The sequence below is a fragment of the Bradyrhizobium sp. ARR65 genome, assembly GCF_000472385.1.
Lineage (GTDB): Bacteria > Pseudomonadota > Alphaproteobacteria > Rhizobiales > Xanthobacteraceae > Bradyrhizobium.
Genome location: NZ_AWZU01000027.1, coordinates 24,100 through 40,840 on the forward strand (window position 1 = coordinate 24,100; position 16,741 = coordinate 40,840).

The 16,741-nt window shown below is 63.2% G+C and carries 15 protein-coding genes; 6 read left to right on the plus strand and 9 right to left on the minus strand.

Features of this window, described 5'->3' with window-relative positions; all coding sequences use genetic code 11:
- Window positions 1–108: 108 nt before the first annotated feature.
- Both hisI and folE read right to left on the minus strand, forming a co-directional pair.
- A complete protein-coding gene (gene hisI / locus F758_RS0126065) occupies window positions 109–534 on the minus strand; it encodes a phosphoribosyl-AMP cyclohydrolase (protein WP_024510634.1) in 426 nt (141 codons plus the stop codon).
- Between the two features lie 36 nt (window positions 535–570).
- Entirely contained in the window at window positions 571–1,266 is a 696-nt protein-coding gene (gene folE, locus F758_RS0126070) for a GTP cyclohydrolase I FolE (protein ID WP_024510635.1), read from the minus strand.
- 180 nt (window positions 1,267–1,446) lie between these two features.
- Between folE and F758_RS0126075 the strand changes: the two genes are divergently transcribed.
- Window positions 1,447–1,908: an iron-sulfur cluster assembly scaffold protein gene (locus F758_RS0126075; protein WP_024510636.1), complete on the plus strand. Its 462-nt coding sequence runs from the start codon at window positions 1,447–1,449 to the stop codon at window positions 1,906–1,908.
- A 106-nt stretch (window positions 1,909–2,014) separates the two neighbouring features.
- Here the strand turns inward: F758_RS0126075 and F758_RS0126080 are convergent, their stop codons facing one another.
- On the minus strand, window positions 2,015–2,905 hold the full coding sequence (locus tag F758_RS0126080; protein ID WP_024510637.1) for a hypothetical protein: 891 nt from the start codon (window positions 2,903–2,905) through the stop codon (window positions 2,015–2,017).
- Between the two features lie 234 nt (window positions 2,906–3,139).
- Between F758_RS0126080 and yidD the strand changes: the two genes are divergently transcribed.
- A complete protein-coding gene (yidD, locus tag F758_RS0126085) occupies window positions 3,140–3,481 on the plus strand; it encodes a membrane protein insertion efficiency factor YidD (RefSeq protein WP_024510638.1) in 342 nt (113 codons plus the stop codon).
- Between the two features lie 112 nt (window positions 3,482–3,593).
- A complete protein-coding gene (locus F758_RS50955; RefSeq protein ID WP_198026569.1) occupies window positions 3,594–3,764 on the plus strand; it encodes a hypothetical protein in 171 nt (56 codons plus the stop codon).
- A 16-nt stretch (window positions 3,765–3,780) separates the two neighbouring features.
- On the opposite strand, the gene F758_RS0126095 is transcribed toward F758_RS50955, so the two are convergent.
- Window positions 3,781–5,007: a hypothetical protein gene (locus F758_RS0126095; protein ID WP_024510639.1), complete on the minus strand. Its 1,227-nt coding sequence runs from the start codon at window positions 5,005–5,007 to the stop codon at window positions 3,781–3,783.
- A gap of 14 nt (window positions 5,008–5,021) precedes the next feature.
- Window positions 5,022–6,377: an APC family permease gene (locus F758_RS44585; protein ID WP_035723117.1), complete on the minus strand. Its 1,356-nt coding sequence runs from the start codon at window positions 6,375–6,377 to the stop codon at window positions 5,022–5,024.
- A gap of 300 nt (window positions 6,378–6,677) precedes the next feature.
- Between F758_RS44585 and F758_RS0126105 the strand changes: the two genes are divergently transcribed.
- Window positions 6,678–7,973, plus strand: coding sequence for an alpha/beta hydrolase (locus tag F758_RS0126105; protein WP_024510640.1), 1,296 nt, complete (start codon window positions 6,678–6,680; stop codon window positions 7,971–7,973).
- An 84-nt stretch (window positions 7,974–8,057) separates the two neighbouring features.
- Here the strand turns inward: F758_RS0126105 and F758_RS0126110 are convergent, their stop codons facing one another.
- Entirely contained in the window at window positions 8,058–8,405 is a 348-nt protein-coding gene (locus F758_RS0126110; protein WP_024510641.1) for a hypothetical protein, read from the minus strand.
- Window positions 8,406–8,555: 150 nt separating this feature from the next.
- Entirely contained in the window at window positions 8,556–9,686 is a 1,131-nt protein-coding gene (locus F758_RS0126115) for an MFS transporter (RefSeq protein ID WP_024510642.1), read from the minus strand.
- Between the two features lie 204 nt (window positions 9,687–9,890).
- On the opposite strand from F758_RS0126115, the gene thrS reads away from it, so the two are divergent.
- Window positions 9,891–11,969, plus strand: coding sequence for a threonine--tRNA ligase (thrS, locus tag F758_RS0126120; RefSeq protein WP_024510643.1), 2,079 nt, complete (start codon window positions 9,891–9,893; stop codon window positions 11,967–11,969).
- Between the two features lie 90 nt (window positions 11,970–12,059).
- Window positions 12,060–12,623, plus strand: coding sequence for a nitroreductase family protein (locus F758_RS0126125; RefSeq protein ID WP_024510644.1), 564 nt, complete (start codon window positions 12,060–12,062; stop codon window positions 12,621–12,623).
- A 141-nt stretch (window positions 12,624–12,764) separates the two neighbouring features.
- On the opposite strand, the gene F758_RS0126130 is transcribed toward F758_RS0126125, so the two are convergent.
- On the minus strand, window positions 12,765–15,236 hold the full coding sequence (locus F758_RS0126130; protein WP_024510645.1) for a putative bifunctional diguanylate cyclase/phosphodiesterase: 2,472 nt from the start codon (window positions 15,234–15,236) through the stop codon (window positions 12,765–12,767).
- A 221-nt stretch (window positions 15,237–15,457) separates the two neighbouring features.
- The gene (locus F758_RS0126135) at window positions 15,458–16,531 is read right to left on the minus strand and encodes an RgsD C-terminal domain-containing protein (RefSeq protein ID WP_024510646.1); all 1,074 of its coding nucleotides are present in this window, start codon (window positions 16,529–16,531) and stop codon (window positions 15,458–15,460) included.
- Window positions 16,532–16,741 lie beyond the last annotated feature (210 nt).

Consider the following 16,741-nt stretch of genomic DNA (forward strand, 5'->3'; position numbering starts at 1 on the left):
CCGGGGCGCGACAAGGTCGCGAACCCGGAAATCCCAGAGGTCGCGGCGCGAGATTCCGGGCTCGCGCCCACGCGCGCCCCGAAAATGACGAGACCATTCAGGCCGGGACTATTTTCGATACACCGTCTCCGGATCGACCAGCCGTTCCGCATCGACAAAAGCGAGCTGCGGTCCGTCCGCGCCCGGCTCAACCTTGCGGTAGAAGCAGGAGCGCCGGCCGGTGTGACAGGCTGCGCCCTTCTGCTCGACCTTGATCCAGACCGCGTCCTGGTCGCAATCGACCCGCACCTCCAGGACGCGCTGAACGTGACCTGACGTCTCGCCTTTTCGCCACAAGGCATTGCGCGACCGGCTGAAGTACCAGGCCTCACCGCTCTCGACGGTACGCCGCAGAGCTTCCTCGTTCATATGCGCGACCATCAGCAATTCGCCGGTAGCCGCATCGGTGGCAATGCAGGTGAGAAGCCCCGACGCGTCGAACTTGGGCTGGAAACCCAAGCCCTCTTCGCGCTCGTCAATCGCTGCTGTGGACACGAAAAACCCTCGCTCGTTCAAGCGAGGGCTGGCCGCTTAGCGGTTCGGCCCTCGCACCATGGACAGGAAACGCTGCTGCTCCGCCGGATTGTCGCGGAACATCCCGGTGAAGCGGCTGGTGAACGTCATCGCGCCATGCTTGGCGACGCCGCGCACCGACATGCAGGTATGCTCCGCTTCGATCATGACCGCAACGCCGCGGGGCTTGAGAACCTCGTCGATCGCGGCGGCGATCTGGGCGGTGAGATGCTCCTGGGTCTGCAAGCGGCGAGCGAAAATATCTGTCAGCCGCGCCAGCTTCGAGAGCCCGACCACCCGTTCGACCGGCGTATACGCGATATGCGCCTTGCCGTAGAACGGCATCATGTGGTGCTCGCATTGCGAGGTGAACTCGATGTCACGCACCAGTACGAAATCGTCATAGCCCGCAGTTTCGCCGAAGGTGCGATCGAGCACCTCCGCCGGGCATTGATGGTAACCCTGATAAAGCTCGTCAAACGCCTCGACCACCCGGCGCGGCGTGTCCAGAAGGCCCTCGCGGCTCGGATCTTCGCCGATGTAGGACAGCAGGGTCTGCACGGCCGCCTCGGCCTCTGCGCGCGAGGGGCGCGGCTGGTCGGGAAGGACGGCAGCTCTCAGGAACTCGGAAGGATCGAGTTCTGCGGGGCGGGCTTCGGGCAACTTTGCGTCGGAAGGCTTGTTGGGGCGGATCGGCTTAATTAATGCGTCCATGTCAACTCCGTTCGACGGTCCGTTCACGGACCGGAGTGTCACCGGCAGACGGGGCGGGATCTCCGCCGGACGCCTGAGGATCGGGGCGAGACTGTATTTCCCCCGCTTGGCGCATATATAAGACGATGAAACCCGGCCGCCAAGGCCGCCTTCCCGCGCCAGCCGCAAGACTCGCATGCCATGCTGAACGACATCTACAACAAAAAGATCATCGAACTGGCAGGAAATATCCCGCGGCTCGGCCGCCTTGCCAATCCCGACGCCAGCGCGACCGCCCATTCCAAGCTGTGCGGGTCGACCGTCAAGGTCGACCTGAAGATGGACGGCGACGTCGTGACCGATTTTGCCCATGACGTGAAGGCCTGCGCGCTCGGCCAGGCCTCCTCCTCCATCATGGCGCGTCATGTCGTCGGCTCGACGGCCAGCGAGCTTCGCCAATTGCGGGAAACCGTGCGCAAAATGCTGAAAGAGAACGGCGCCCCTCCTCCGTCGCAAGACAAATGGGCCGACATCGCGCTCCTGGAACCCGTGCGCGACTTCAAGGCGCGGCACGCCTCGACCATGCTGACCTTCGACGCGGTGGTGGATGCGATCGGCCAGATCGAGGCGAAGAGGCAGCCGGCTGCGGCGGCCGAAGGCTGATCACTTGCTCAGTTATTCGGGGATGCGCCAAGGCGCAGCCCCGGAATCTCAAGCTCCCCCGTTCGGAGCCGTCGCACCGCCCCGGAATGACGGTGCGAAGCGCCGATTACTTGTCTGCCGGTGCCGGGGCGACCGCCGCGGTCGCTTCCGCCGTCTTGGTGGACCTGGCAGTCGTATCCGTCTCCGCCTCGACATTGACGAAGCGTTCCTGCACCGATTTCGACTTGAGGGCTGCTATCGCTCCCGACGGGTCGTTGCGCGGCAGCACGTCGGCAACCCGGTCGGTGGTCACGACATTGGTCAGCCGCAGTTCCGCGGGCGTCAGCTCATGCAGGTCTTCCCACGGCGGCACGTTGAGCGAGAGCGCCAGGAGGTCGCCAGCGCCGCCCATGTCGAACGTATATTTGGCGAGCCGGCCGATATCGCGTTCCACGATCGTGAGGTCCTGCGCCGTATAGCTTGCGGCTTTCGCATCGTCCGCGCGGTCACCCATCCAGATCTGATGCACGCGCACATGCGCGGTCGGCGGAACATAGCGCGCCGTGCCCGACAGCAGGAGATAGACGCACATGGACTCGCAGAAGGCTTCCGGCGCAATGCTCGCGCGATCGCCTTGCTGGGTATGGTTGACCACGCTGATGCCGACCGTCGTCAACATGCCGAGGCCGCGGAAGCGGCGTCCGAGCGTGATCGAGTCGTTGACCGAACCGCCGCTGGAATCCAGCACCAATGTGGCGCCGCCGAGCTGCCGTCCGCGCGCAAAGTCCTCAAAATCCTTCGGCGTATCGGAGGTGACGATGCCGACCGCGCTGACCCAACCGCGGCAATTGGGCCGGCATTCGACCCAGGTGAATTTCATCGGGGCCTTGCGCTCTTCCAGCGGCGCTCCCGCGCGGGCGGTCGCAACCGGGTGGAACAGCGTCAGCGCGGCAATCGCAAGCGACGCCGCGGCAATAATCGTCGAGGTGCGAAATGTGGAGGATCTTGCGAGTTTCAACTTAGTTCCTTCCCCAAGCCCCGATCGACTCACAGCAAGTATCGTGCCGTTCATCAAGTCTCACACGAATGTCGCAAAAATGGTATCCGGGGGACTACGCGTCGTCCAGAGTGGCTTGCTGCACTGCGCCTAAAAGCATGTGATAATTGCTCAAAATATGGCACGATTTCAGGAACTTGAGTTCCCTGCCGAGGAACCGCGCAAATGCGCGCTCACCAGTGTGGCAGCCGGCCTATGAACAGCGCATCCTCTTCCAACGATGGGTTCCATCTTGCCGTCGCGCTCAAGCGATTGCCGCGCAATGTCGGCCGCGCGCTGATCTGGATCTATCGCCACACATTGTCGCCGCTCGTCGGCTACCACTGCCGTCACCTGCCGACCTGTTCGGTCTACGGCGACGAAGCGATCGAGCGGTTTGGGTTGTGGGCTGGAGGCTGGATGACGCTGGCGCGGCTGCTGCGCTGCCATCCCTGGGGTACGTCAGGCCTTGACCTCGTGCCGACCACGCCACCGGCCGGCGCGCGCTGGTATCTGCCGTGGCGTTACGGACGATGGCGCGGCGTCAACGCGCCCTGAAGTGTTCAGCTCGTTGTACGCTTTCAGCCGAAGCTGCATCGGCTCAGGATGTGGGAACGTCCCCTTCTCGCTCGCATTGTTTTGAAAAAAACTCCTTCGGGAGGAAACAACAATGCGCTGGAAAATCAGCGGCCATGGTCACGATCCCCGGCAGATCGATCTCCTTGCCGTCGTGGCGCTCATCCTCATCAGCATCGGCGCCTATTTCTACTACGCCGACTACTCGGCCCCGCGACCGCACACGACAAGCTTTATCGTGCCGAGCCAGAACGTGCGCTGGTGAGAGCACCGGGCGCGAATTAGCGCCATGGCCAGAAGAAATAGCCGGTGGTCGATTGCCCGAGCGGCGCCGGCGGGCGCGGCTTGCGGGCGTGCACCGGTTTCGGCGCTGGAGCTGGAGCGGGTTCACCGGATGAGGCCGTCTCCGCCTGCTCCGGCTCCTTCGATGCCACCTTCACCGAGAGCAGCAGGTTCGATTCATAAGCACGCCAGCGGTAGCCGATGCCGAAATCGATCGGCTGGGCGCGGGTGAACAGCTCGGCATATTGCTGTTGGTAACGTGAGGGGAACTTGTCGATCGGCCCGGCGTAACGGCCGAACGGGAAGAACCGCCATGCCTTCGTGCTGTAGTAGGCGAGCGGGATCCCGGAATCGTCCTGGATAATGGTAGCGCTGTTGGCGAGCAGCCAGTTGCGGACGGTGCTGAAGTTACCCGCGTGCAGCAGATAGGACGCGCTCTTGAGGAGACTGTTGCCGGGGGCCAGCGTATCGCAGAATTTCAGGAAACCGCTGCGCCGCACGCCTGAGTTCGAAAGATCGGTCGAGAAATAATACAGGGTCTTCTCCAACCCGTCGCTGCCCGCGAAGGTGACCTTGACGCCGTGGGTGATCCCTTTGCCGGCGTCGCTGCCTGACAGCAACGTGCCCTTGTCGTCGAGCGAGACCGGCGTGACGCTATCGATGGTCTTGCCGGAGCGCGCCAGGAAAACATAGAGGATCGGCAGCGTGCCGCTGATCTCGTTCGCATCCAAATCCACCTTCATCTGCTTGGTGATGAAGAACGAGAAGCTCAGGATCGAGGCAAGCGAGTGCTCGACATTGGCAAGCGCAGCATCAACGCTGCCGCGTGGCAGCCTGGTGAGATCGGCTACCGCACCTGGCGGCTCGAGCGCAGCGAACACGTAGGTGTTCGCCTTCGCATAGAAGGCATTGGCGTAAAGGAAGTCAGGACCCGAGAACATGTAGAACATGGTCGGGCGCGGCGCCGCCAGATTGGCGTCGGCCCAGTTCCGGATCTTCGAGAGCTGGCGCTGCTCGAGCTGGGCAAAGGCGCCATCGAAGAATTTGGCGTGGCGTTGCCAGACCGGGTCGTTGGTCAGCGACACCAGCGGCGAGTCGGCGGACGGCTGCATGCCGGCGAGAAAGCGCGCGGTGTCGTCCGCGGTCACCTCGGCGGCTCCCGCCGGCACTGCGATTGCGAGGAGCAGGCCGGCGGCAGCGGCCGCAATTTTCAGCAAATGATGCATCGTCCCTCGCGGCCTCAAGCTGCGGTGCCGGATTCGGCCCGCTTGTGGAAAATGGCGTAAATCAAAAGGCCCGACGCCATCATCAGCATGCCCAGGAATGACTGCAGCGGCCGCTCCGTCAGCAGATAGTACATCATGAAACCGGTCACGAGCAGGAAAACCAGTGGCGTCACCGGGTATCCCCAGGCGCGATAGGGCCGCGGCAGATCAGGCCGCATGATCCGCAGCTTGATAACGCCGAGCACGGTGAAGAACGAGCAGAACAGCAGCGCAAACTGAATGAAGTCGAGCACCGCCTCGAAGCTGCGCGTGAATAGCAACAAATTTGCGACCGCGAGCTGGAACAGGATGGCGTAGCCCGGCGCCCCGCTCTGCGAGCGGCGAGCGAAAATTGTCAGCGCCGGGATGTCCTCCCCCATCGTCATCATCACGCGCGGGCCGATCCACATCATTGCGGAGATCGACGATACGAGGCCAACGCAGATCATCACGGCAACAACGCGCCCGCCGATCTCGCCGAAAATGTAGCTGCCGGAGATGCTGGCGACATCGAGCTGGCCGGCCAGCCTGTCCATCGGCGCGGTGTGCAGGAACACCGCGTTGAGCGCGACATAGAGCACCATCACGATCAGCGTTCCCGCAAGCAGCGCGCGCGGCAGGTTCTGCCTGGCGTCATGCATCTCGCCGGTGATGTAGGTCGCCGCGTTCCAGCCCGAGAACGAATACATCACGAAGATGAGGCCGATGGCGAAGGGCGCGCTGACGATATGGGCGAAGTCGCCGGCCTGAGGTGCAAAGGAGATCGGCTGGGCCGTGCCGATCGCGAATCCGGCCGCCAGGAACGCGACGATCAGCACCACCTTCAGAATGGTCGAGATCAATTGGAAGGTCGAAGAGTGCTTCACGCCGGTGAGCTGCACGATCGAGACCAGCCAGACGACGCCGATCGCCAGCGCCAGCGGCGAGCCTTCCGGAAACACCGACTTGCCGTACTCGCCAAACGCCATCGCCGCCAGCGCCACTGGCGCGGCGAAGCCGACGGTGGCCGACACCCAACCTGCAAGAAAGCCAAAGGCCGGATGATAAGCGCGGCTCAAAAAATTATATTCGCCGCTCGAGCGCGGAAACATCGCCCCCAACTCGCTGTAGGAAAACACGCCGCACAGCGCCACGAGCCCGCCCACCGTCCACAACAGCAGGATCGAGAAGCCGGAGGGTATATCCTTGACCTGAAAGCCGAGGCTCGTGAAGACGCCGACGCCGATCATGTCGGCCACGACGATGGCGGTCGCCACGATGACCGAAACCGAGGGCCCGCTCGCGAGAAGCCGGCCCGGCCACGCCGCGCTTCCCGTCTCTGATGCCGTCATGTCGCTTGCCGCCTTGGTGATCGCGTCATGGTGTAGACTGACGCGGCTCCATTCAAGAACGGTTAACAAGGATTAAATTTGACGGGGCGGGGCCGGTACTTTTCTACCGAACCGCCACCCGTGTCACCACGGCGTTGCCGACGACCGCCGGCCGCCTCACAATCAGGACACGATTTGATGGTGTTGTTTGTTGATGGTCTTCTTGGGGTTTTCCGGATGTGGGGAGTATGTCCGGGGAGCACCGACGTCGCCGAGCCCGACGCGCGCTAGCCGCTCGACCCGGTAGACTTGGTGGGGTGGATGGTCGGAGCCAATCCGAATTTCCATGGAAATGGTCGCGCGCGCCCGGAGAAACAACCGGGCGCGCTAGCCCATGTCCGCTCGCCACTCGCCGCCCTCCTGCTTTGTTTGCCGCTATCGCTATTGCTCGCGCAATGCAGCCAGGCGCCCAATCCTGACGCGCTCGCGGCCAATGCGCATCCTGCCCCCACACAGATCGCGGCAAGCGCCACATTCGACGAACGCTTTCCCGCGCCGCAGTTCAGGGACCGCTTCCCCTCACCGAGCGAGAGCCTGGTGGAGCGGCAAATGTCGGATTTCACGCCCAAGCCCGCGGCGGCGCAGGCAGAGACCGCCCCCTACCGCGTCGCCTCGCTGGAGCCGCAGGTGCCCTACAGGCGCCCCGGCGCGCATGACGACCTGACCACGCTGGTCAGCATGAAATCCTCCGCCTTTCCCTATTACGGCAGCAATCCGGCATCCGACGCGCCGTTCCTCAACGTAGCCAAAGGCGATCGTCGCGGCCATCGCAGCTTGTCCGGCCAGGTCTATTGGGAAGACGAGACCTACAACGACAGCCGCGTGCTGGTGCACATCCCGGAGAATTTCAACGTGCGCAAACCCGGCGTGATCGTGGTGTTCTTCCACGGCAACGGCGCGACATTGGAGCGCGACGTCCGCGACCGGCAGTTGGTGCCACGGCAGATCTCCGATTCCGGGGTCAATGCCGTGTTGCTGGCGCCGCAGATGGCAGTCGATGCCGCCGATTCCAGCGCCGGCAAATTCTGGCAGCCCGGCGGCTTCCGCCGCTTCATCATGGAGTCCGCCGACCATCTCGCCCGACTCTACGGCGATCCCGGTTCGGCCAAGGAATTCGCCAAGCTGCCGATCGTCATCGTCGGCTACAGCGGCGGCTTCCTGCCGACCGCCTGGAGTCTCGACGTCGGCGGCCTCAGCGATCAGGTGCGCGGCGTCGTCCTGCTCGACGCCGTCTATGGCCAGCTCGACAAGTTCGCCTCATGGATCGAGAACCACCGCTCCGGCTTTTTCGTGAGCTCTTACACCCACTATACGGCGCGGCATGATCACGAGCTGATGCAGATGCTGCGCGACAAGGGCATCAAGGTTTCCGAAGACATGGATGCGCCGCTGCACCCGGGCAGCGTGCTGTTTGTCGAGACAGCCGAAGGCATCACCCATCGCAACTACGTCACCCAAGCCTGGACCAAATACCCGATCGAGCAGGTGCTGGTGAAGATGGCCGCGGCGCCGGCGCTGAAAGTCGCATCAGGCATCCCCGGCTCCGCGAGCCGCTAGCGGCGCGTCGCGGCCCGCACGTCGCCCGGACGGCAACGCGCTATAACGGCCGCGCGTTGCCTCGTAGCCGACGCCGAGCGGCGATCAGGACTTCGGCAGCTTGGGCATGCTTTCGACAAAGCCGTTGAAGCAGGCCAGCCGCTCGTCTTCCTCCTTGGTGAACTTGCAGTCGGTGACGCGCTTCGCCGTCGCCGCCTTCTCCTTCGGCTCGGGCTTGATCACCGCGTCGTAGCAGTTCAGCCGCTCCTTGGTGCCGTCGTCGATATCGAGACAGGACTGCAGGCGGACGGCCATCGATTGAGGCTTTGTCGGCGCGGCGCTGCGCGGCTTGACCTGCACCAGCGGCTTGTCGCCGACCATCGGGGGCGGAGCTGATTGGGCAAAGGCGGGGGCCGAACAAAGAACCGCGACGAACACCAAAGCTACTCTCATGTCACATAACTCTCATTGGTATTGGAAAGGGCGGGCGCCGGCGACGGACCGGCGCACCCGGTTGCGGCTTGCGCTTTAATCCTGTCCGGTTCCCTTTGCCAAGTTCCAAAGGCGGGATTTGGGCCACAAAAGCCTGGGGAACGGGCCGGGCTAGGTTGCCGGCCAAACGGCCCGCTTCGGCCGGCTCAGGATCACCAGGGTCAGCGCCACGGCCAGAAAGCTCATGGCGACGAAGCCGATGCCCTGGAGCAGATCGCGTCCATAAAGCACCCCGCCGATGGCCGAGCCCATCGCCTGCCCGATATACAGCACCGAGGTGTTGAGCGACACCGAAGCCGAGGCGAGTGGCGGCGCGGCGGCCACAAGCCTCACCTGCTGCATGGAATTGCTCGAGGCAAATCCAAGCCCCCAAATCGCAACCGAGACCGCCATCGAAGGATAATTGCCGGCACAGACCGCCCATCCGGCTATTCCCATCAACACACATGTCGTCGCCAGCACAGAGGTGTTGTACGGGCCCCAACTATCCACGATCCGCGTCGCGATAACGACCCCGACAAAGCCGGCAATCCCGTAGAGCGCAAAGACCAAGCCCACCGCGTCGGACCCGACATGGGCCAGCTTCGACAGCAGCGGACCCATGAAGGTGAACACCACAAACTGCCCCGACATCTGCAGTGTCGTGATCAGCAGCAACAGAACGACGGTCCGGTTGCGCGCGAGCGCGGCCCAGGTCTTTAAGTCCACCGGCACGCCCTTCAGGGCTCGCGGCAGGCGCCATGCGACCAATAGAAAACAGAGAATGCCGAACGCACCGACCGCACCATAGGCGGATCGCCAGCCATAGTGGCTGGCGATGAATGTGATGAGCGGCAGGCCTGCGGCAGCGGCAAGCGACCAGCCGAGAAAGACATAGGCGATGGCGCTGCCGCGTTTTTCGGCCGGCACGATCAGCGCAGTGGTGCCCGCCGCCTGAGGGGTATAAAGCGCGCCGATCGCCAGCATCACCATGCGAATGGCGAGCAGGCTGGCATAACCAGGCGCAAGCGCAGAGGCGAGATTGGCGCAGGCCATCACAGCAAGCGTCGTTGCCAGCAGCGTTCGCCGCTCGATCCGGCTGGTCAGCCAGGCCGTCAGCGGCGAGCCGATGCACAGCACCGCCGCGCCGAAAGTGATGAGCAGGCCTGCGGTGCGGATGCTGATGTCGAGGCCATCGGCCAATTCGGCAAGCATCCCCGCCGGCGCCAGGACCGAGCAGCCGGTGAGGATATTTCCGAGCATCAAGGAGGTGGGAGCGAAGCGGCGAGTCACGCATTCCTCATAGCAGATAGTTCAATGCATTTGCATGAAACCTTCTCATGCGACAAATGCATTGTTTGAGGGACGAGGCGCGCGAAGCCCGATTGCAACACCCGAATCGCCTGCTATATCGGCACTTTCCCGCTTACCTGCGCTCGTTCGCAGGAGTGAGCTCAAGGAGCACCCATGTCCGAGCAAAAGCCGTCCGAACAAAAGCCACCCGAGCACAAATCCGAATCCGGGTTCCAATACAGCCTCTCCAATCTCAAGCCCGTGCAGCCGCCTGAGGAGATCACCCTCACCTTCCCCGACGGCGCCAAACGCAAATTTCCGAAAGACACCACCGGCCTGGACATCGCCAAGGGTATCTCGCCCTCTCTTGCCAAACGCACGGTCGCGATGGCGCTCAATGGCGATCTCGCCGATCTCAACGATCCGATCACGCAGGACGCGAGAATCGAATTCGTGTCCCGTGAGGAGCCGCGCGCGCTGGAATTGATCCGGCATGACTGCGCCCATGTGCTCGCGGAAGCCGTGCAATCGCTGTGGCCGGGCACCCAGGTGACGATCGGCCCGGTGATCGAGAACGGCTTCTATTACGACTTCTTCCGCAACGAGCCGTTTACGCCGGAGGATTTCGCCGCGATCGAGAAGAAGATGCGCGAGATCATCGCCCGCGACAAGCCCTTTACCAAAGAGGTTTGGGATCGCGAAAAGGCAAAGCAGGTGTTCCGCGACAAGGGCGAGGCCTTCAAGGTCGAGCTGGTCGACGCCATTCCTGGCGATGAGCCGATCAAGATTTATTTCCAGGGCGACTGGTTCGATCTCTGCCGCGGTCCGCATATGACCTCGACGGGAAAGATCGGCAATGCCTTCAGGCTGATGAAGGTCGCTGGCGCCTATTGGCGCGGTGATTCCAACAACCCGATGCTGACCCGCATCTACGGCACCGCTTTCGCCAAGCAGGAGGAGCTCGACGCCTACCTGAAGCAGACCGAGGAAGCCGAGAAGCGCGACCATCGCAAGCTCGGCCGCGAGCTCGACCTCTTCCACTTCCAGGAGGAAGGTCCGGGCGTCGTGTTCTGGCACCCGAAGGGCTGGACCATCTTCCAGCAGTTGATCGCCTACATGCGGCGGCGCCTCGCGGGCGACTACAACGAGGTCAACGCCCCGCAGATCCTGGACAAGTCGCTGTGGGAGACCTCCGGCCATTGGGACTGGTACCGCGAAAACATGTTCGCGGCGCAATCAGCCGGCGACGAGGCTGAGGACAAGCGTTGGTTCGCGCTGAAGCCGATGAACTGCCCGGGCCATGTGCAGATCTTCAAGCACGGCTTGAAGAGCTACCGCGACCTGCCGTTGCGGCTTGCGGAATTTGGCGTGGTTCATCGCTATGAGCCGTCCGGCGCCATGCACGGCTTGATGCGCGTGCGCGGCTTCACCCAGGACGATGCGCATATCTTCTGCACCGAGGACCAGCTCGCCGACGAGTGTCTGAAGATCAACGATCTGATCCTCTCGACCTATGCCGATTTCGGCTTCGAGGGCGAGCTGACCGTGAAGCTTTCGACCCGGCCGGAGAAGCGCGTCGGCACGGACGCGATGTGGGACCACGCCGAGCGCGTCATGGCGACTGTGCTGTCGGAGATCGCTGCCCAGCGCAACAACATCAAGACCGAGATCAATCCGGGCGAAGGCGCCTTCTACGGGCCGAAATTCGAATATGTGCTGCGCGATGCCATCGGCCGCGACTGGCAGTGCGGCACCACGCAGGTCGACTTCAACCTGCCGGAGCGGTTCGGCGCGTTCTACATCGACCATGATGGATCGAAGAAAGCGCCCGTCATGGTGCATCGCGCGATCTGCGGCTCGATGGAGCGCTTCATCGGCATCCTGATCGAGCATTACGCCGGCAATTTCCCGCTTTGGCTGGCGCCCATCCAGGCGGTGGTCACCACCATTACCTCCGAAGGCGACGAATACGCCAAGCAGGTGATGGAAGCGGCGCGGCGTTCGGGCCTGCGGGTCGACATCGATCTGCGCAACGAGAAGATCAACTACAAGGTCCGCGAGCATTCGCTGGCGAAGATCCCCGCGCTCCTCGTGGTCGGCAAGAAAGAGGCCGAGACGCATTCGGTCTCGGTGCGCCGGCTGGGCAGCGATGGGCAGAGGGTGATGCCGACGGAAGAGGCGATCGCCGCGCTGGTGGAGGAAGCGATTCCGCCGGACGTGCGGCGGGGGCAACTACGCGCGGCGGCCGAATGAAGCGATCATAATCGCTCTAAACTGCGCTTCCGCTCGCGGGAGCGCACGCCTATCTCTCCGGCGATTGTCATGTCCGAAGAAAGAAACATCGTGCCCGACGCCATTGAACTTCTGAAAGCCCGCCGTTCGGTCAAGCCGCGCGAGATGACCGGCCCCGGCCCCTCGCCCGCCGAGATCGAGACCATCCTGACCATCGGCGCGCGGGTGCCGGATCACGGCAAGCTCGCGCCCTGGCGCTTCATCATCTTCGAGGGTGAAGCGCGCGAGCGCGCGGGTGAAGTGATCGCAAAGGTGTTCGCCAGGAAGAACCCGCAGGCGAGCGCGGCCGAGATTGAGATCGAGAAAAAGCGCCTGACGGACGCGCCGCTGGTGATCGCGGTGGTCAGCTTTACCAAGCCGCATCCGAAGGTGCCTCCGTTCGAGCAGGAACTGTCGGCCGGCGCCAGCGCGATGAACATCGTGACCGCGGCTACTGCGCTCGGCTACGGCGCCTGCTGGCTGACGGGCTGGTTCGCCTTCGACCGCGACGTGCTCGATGGTCTCGGATTGAAGCCGGACGAAAAGATCGCGGGCTTTATTCATATCGGCAAGCCAAGCAAGCCGAACGAGGAGCGCCCGCGGCCGGCGCTGTCGGAGATCGTGACGCGGTTCTAGCTCTTTGTCGCCCCGGCGAAGGCCGGTGCATACCAAGCATTTCCTAAACGACATCCCGCCGTCATGGTCCGCGAAGGCGGGGTATCCAGTACGTCGCGGCTTCACCGTAACAGAGTGACGAGCTATGCGAACGGAAAGTTCTCACGCCGCCTTCGATGATCGCGCGCCGAAGCGGAACAATAACTGCTCGACTTCGGCGGCCGGCTTGGCCCCGCTGAACAGAAAGCCCTGCACCTCGTTGCAGCCCTCCGCGCGGAGCCAGTCGAGCTGATCGACGGTCTCCACTCCTTCCGCCGTGGTGGTGATATTGAGGCTGCGGCCCAGTCCTGAGATCGCGCGCACGATGGCGAGGCAGTCGCTGCGCTTTGCCAAGTCTTTCACAAAGGAGCGATCGATCTTGATCTTGTCGAACGGGAAGCTGCGCAAATAACTCAACGACGAATAGCCGGTACCGAAATCGTCCATCGAAATGCTGACGCCGAGCTCGCGAAGCTGATGCAGGATCGCGAGATTGGCCTCGGTCTCGGCCAGGAACACCGACTCGGTGATCTCGAGCTCGAGCCGCTTCGGCGACAGGCCGGAATTCGCCAGCGCCGAAATCACCACCTGGACCAGGTTGCGGCTGCGGAATTGCACCGGCGACAGATTGACCGCGACCTTGACCTGGTCGGGCCATTTCACCGCCTCGTTGCAGGCTTCGCGCAGTACCCACTCGCCGATCGACGTGATCAATCCGATGTCTTCCGCGATCGGAACGAATTCCGCCGGCGAGATCATGCCTTTCTCCGGATGGCGCCAGCGCAATAGCGACTCGAAGCCGGAGATGCGGCCGCTCGCGATGTCGACCAGCGGCTGGTAATGCAGCTCGAACTCGCCATTGGCAAAGGCGTGCCGCAGATCGAGCTCCATGTCCCGGCGCTTCTGCGCCTGGCGGTCCATTTCCGGCTCGAAGAAGCGATGCACGCCGCGGCCGTCTTGCTTCGCCCGATAAAGTGCCATGTCTGCGTTGCGCAACAGTTCCTCGCCGCTCATGCCATCTCCGGGCGAGAGCGCGATCCCGATGGAGGCACCGATCACCACTTCGTTGCCGTCGATCTCATAGGGCTGACTGAGAACATGGATCAGGCGCCCGGCAAAGTCGCTGGTCTCGTTCGGCGAAGCGATGGAGGTGAGAATCACCGCGAATTCGTCGCCCCCGAGCCGCGCGGCAAGGTTGTTGCCATGGACATGCGACTGCAAGCGGTCGGCGACCTGCCTCAGCAGGCGATCGCCCATGGGATGGCCGTAGGAATCGTTGACGTTCTTGAACAGGTCGAGATCGACGCAGAGCACCGCGACGCGCTTGCCGTCCGCATTGCCGCCCTCCAGCGCCTGCTGCAGGCGCTCCTGGTAAAGCTCGCGATTGGCCAGATTGGTCAGGCCGTCATGGTGGGCCATATAGGCGATGCGCGCCTCGGCCTTGAGCCGTTCGGTAATGTCGACGACAGCGACGAGATAGGCGTTGCGTCCCTCGAATGAGAGGCGGCGCCCGAAGGTGAGCACGCAAATCTCACTGCCGTCGGCCCGCAGATGCCGCCAATGCCGTCCGGACTGATAGTGCTCGCCGAGATGCCGCAATGCCTGGCTGTGGCTCACCCATTCATCCTGCGGCCACATCTCCCGGATCTTCATGCTCAGGAATTTTTCGCGGCTGTAGCCATAATGCTGCACGGCCGCGTCATTGACCTTCAAAAATCCCGTCGTCTCCGGATCGAACACCCACATCGGCATCGGATTGCTGTCGAACAGCAGCCGGAATGAGGCTTCGCGCCGCTTCAACGGCGTGACATCGGAAATCGTCAGCGACAGGATATCGCCGAAAGCGGTTACCCCCAGTCGCAGACTGCGCTCGTCGCTGTCGATCTCGAACTGGTCGCGCACCCCTTTCGCGACCGCCTCACGCAGTCGCGCGACCACCAATTCCGAACAGAGCAGATGCCCACCCTCGCTCAAGCGCCGCCACTGCAGGCCTTGCGCGGGGACCTTGAGCAGTTTCGCCGCCCCCTCATTGTGGTGCACGATCTGGAAGTCGGATGGAGCGCCGCTCGCGTCGCGAATGGTCGAAACCGAGATCACGCCGTCTTCGGTGGTGGAAAAGATCGCGTCCAGGAGATTGTATTGCGCCCCGCGCTCGTTGACATAGGTGCCGACCAGCGTGCCGCCCCAGCGCGAGAACGTCGGCAGCGCCAAGACGTCATAGGTCCGCACCATGCCGTCGCGCACGCAATGAGCGACGGCCTGATAGGGGCGGCTGTTCTTCACCGCGTTGGATGCCGCTTCAGTAAGGACAGTCGCGCAATCCGGCGGCAGCACGTGCATCGGAATGTCCCAGCGCTCGTCGCCGAGCCATTTCTGGGCATAGCGGCCGGTGCGCGATACCGCGAACGCGTCATTATCGCCATTCAGCAGTACCATGTGGTCGGCGAGCCGTCCGAGGCTGCCCAGCATCACGTCCTCGTAACGGGGAAGTCTTTCGCCGGGCTTGAGCGCCGCCTGCCACTTGCGCCGCAGCACCGGCACGTCTTCGAACATGTCTGTCGTTAGTTTTGCGGACTGCTTTTTGGCGACGCCCATGAGATTCCCCGCGCACCCGGCTTCTGCCCCGCGCATCCAATGCGGACCGGCTTAATGGGATGTAAAAAATGAACGACGCGCGCGCACGATAGGTCATTATGACAGTTTTAAGTCATCCAATGGTTAGTGCGCGTTAGGGATTATGACAGCGGCCCACCAACTGGTTGCACATGCTCCGCAATTTCGCTCAGCCTTAGCGCGAATCTCTACTCACTTCTACGCTAACGCGCGATCACCTCGACCTCGCCGTCGACGCCATTGACCACGTTGAACGGCCGCTCATAGACCTTGCCTTCATTCTTGGCGATGGCGCGGTATTCGCCCTCCGACAGCACCACTTTTGGAAAGGCGCCGATCGATTCCTTGATGACGTCGCCGCCCGGCGTAATCACCGACCAGGCAGTATTGGCCAGCGCCTCGCCGCCCTTGTCGGTGACGAGTTTCAGGGTGATGACGGCGGCGCGATGACTGACGGTGACGTCCGTCAGCTTGCCGGCCTGCACGCGGATGTCGGAGCGCACCACGGAGTTGGCGTCGCCATAATTGGAGACGATGTAGTAAGTGCCCTCGGGAAGCAGCACGACGTCGCCGGCTGCCACGTTGGGCACTAACGGCGCGCGCTCGCCGACTTCGAACTGGCTGCCTTTGTAGATCGCAAAGGATATCTGGTTCTGCGGAATCTTGCTGCTGCCAACCCGGCCCTCCAGTCGCAAGCCGCCGGCCGGAAGCACGAACGCCTCGCGATCGGTTTCGGCCTTTAGCGAGACGGTCCGGATAGCGGTGACCAGCCCCAGCGCGACGTGCACGACGTAGTTGCCCTGCGGCAGCACGATGCTCGGCGTGGCCGCGCGGTCTTCGCGGATCATCTTGAACGTGCCGGTTTCGTCGGGCCGATCCGCAAACACCCGCCAGACCAGCCCGGCATTGATGACCGGCAGATCCTTGCCATAGCGCGCCGAGAGCGACAGCACGCCTTGCCCCGGCGCCACGCTTGGAGCCGCGGTCGGCGGGACCGAGGTACTCGACGGCTGATTAAGCGCCGGCTGCGTCAGTGAGGGTTGCGTCAGCACCGGCGGCAGACTCGGGCCCGCCGCAGGCCCGCCGGAGGGTGCGAGGCTGACGGCGGGGCCTGGATCCGGTACCGCGCCCGGCGGGACCGGTGGAGGGCGGTCGCTGAACCACTGGGCTCTTGCGGGCGCAAACGCCAGCGCAGCCAGGGCGATGGTCAGCATCAAGCGCGGCAGCAGCCGACTGCTGCGCCGGACATCGATGAAACCGTCGCTCCCCCGTATCATGAAGCAGCCTTTTACCGGAAACACGGCAAATTCAAGCCGGAAGCTGAACCAAGGGTGGGACAACGGAACCCATCGGAACCAGAAATGTTGTCTCGATCCAGTCACAAATCCCGCCTACCGACCTCGCTAACGGCATAAACCATGCTTCTGACAGATTCTGGCAAGAGGCAATTGCCGCGCGTAGCCTGGTGAGAGGCCTCCTCGCTTGGC